Origin of the sequence: Endozoicomonas sp. ONNA1, from assembly GCF_024606325.1 — a bacterium.
Classification (GTDB): Bacteria; Pseudomonadota; Gammaproteobacteria; order Pseudomonadales; family Endozoicomonadaceae; genus Endozoicomonas_A.
Map to the genome: position 1 here is coordinate 1 of NZ_JAHHPN010000975.1, position 1550 is coordinate 1550.

1 protein-coding gene and 1 pseudogene are annotated in these 1550 nt (G+C 47.3%); one reads left to right on the forward strand and one right to left on the reverse strand.

Annotated features, from left to right (window positions below; all coding sequences use genetic code 11):
- Positions 1–40: 40 nt before the first annotated feature.
- Positions 41–163 (forward strand): annotated as a pseudogene (locus tag KDK19_RS24685) (PDZ domain-containing protein); the annotation flags it as partial.
- A 21-nt stretch (positions 164–184) separates the two neighbouring features.
- On the opposite strand, the gene bamA reads toward KDK19_RS24685, so the two are convergent.
- On the reverse strand, positions 185–1550 hold a 1366-nt coding region (gene bamA, locus KDK19_RS23550), incomplete at its 5' end, for an outer membrane protein assembly factor BamA (protein ID WP_257293077.1).

Here is a 1550-nt window from a genome sequence, read left to right on the forward strand (position 1 = left end):
GCTGGGGATTGTCCCCTATTCACCTCAAATACCAGCCGTTATCGGTCAGGTTGTAGCGGGTGGTGCTGCCGAGCAGGCGGGCCTTCAGACGGGTGACAAAATCCTCAAAACCAATGGTGAGCCTGTACAGGATTGGCTGGCATGGGTTAACCTGATTCGTAGTCACCCTGGCAAAACACTGCAATTAGAAATTGAGCGAAAGGGTAGTCTCCGGAGCATTACCATGACGCCCGGTGAGAAAGAGGTGGAGGCTCAGCGTCGATTTGATGTTTGTGAAACTATCACCATTCTCTTTCAAATAGTCGAGAATATAATCCGGTGTTTCTGAACCCGTTGTAATGCTGGTAGCATCAACACCCAACCCCATACTGATAGACTGAGTTTCCGAAATCGGGTAACCAAAGTTAACATTCGCACCGGTCGTGTCTGCAGCGTAGTTCGAAATATCTGTATCACTGTAATCATAAGAACGATGGTACAAGTTAAAACCACGGCTCACACCATCTACGGTGAAGTAAGGATCCGTAAAACTGAAGTTATAAAGCTGGCTGACATCACTCTTGTTCAGACCCACAGATACTTTGTTACCCGTCCCCAGGAAATTGTTCTGACTAATAGAGCCACCCAACAACAGACCATCAGACTGGGAGAAACCCACACTGGCTGAAATACTGCCCGAAGGCTGCTCTTCAACGGTATAGTTTACATCGATCAGATCACTGGTTCCGGGAACCGGAGGTGTTTCAATATTGACTGACTTGAAGAAACCCAGACGCTCAAGACGCACCTTGGACTGCTCAATTTTCTGAGTGTTCGCAGAAGCCCCCTCCATCTGACGCATCTCACGACGCAGAACCTCATCTTCGGTTTTGGTATTTCCAGAGAAGTTAAGCCTGCGAACATAAGCACGCTTACCGGGATCAACAAAGAAAGTCAGGGAAACGGTCTTCTTTTCGTGATCCGGAGTAGGTATACCCGTCACATTGGCAAAGGTATAACCTTCATTACCGAGACGCCTGCTCAGAATTTCTTCTGTTGTGGTAATCACACGGCGGGAAAATACCTGTTCAGGCTTGGCCAGCAACAGGCTTTTGGCCTCTTCCTCAGGGATAATTAAGTCGCCCGCCAGCTTGACATCACTAATTGTGTATTTATCGCCTTCGTCAATATTCACTGTGATAAAGACACTTTGTTTGTCTGGGCTGATCGACACCTGGGTGGAGCGAATATTAAAGTTGATGTAACCACGGTCCAGGTAATAGGAGCGGAGTCGCTCCAGATCACCCGATAACTTTTCACGGGAATACTTATCGCTGGAACCAAAGAATGAAAGCCAGTGAGATTCTTTAAGTTCAAACAGATCTAGCACATCTTGCTGAGGAAAAACCGTGTTACCAACAACATTGATATGTTGAATGGTCGCGACCTTTCCCTCTTTGACATTAATCGTTAGCTTGACCCGGTTTCGAGGCTGAGCTTCAACATCAGCGGTAATTCTCGCACCGTAACGACCCTGAGCAACATACTGACGCTCCAACTCAAGTCGAATA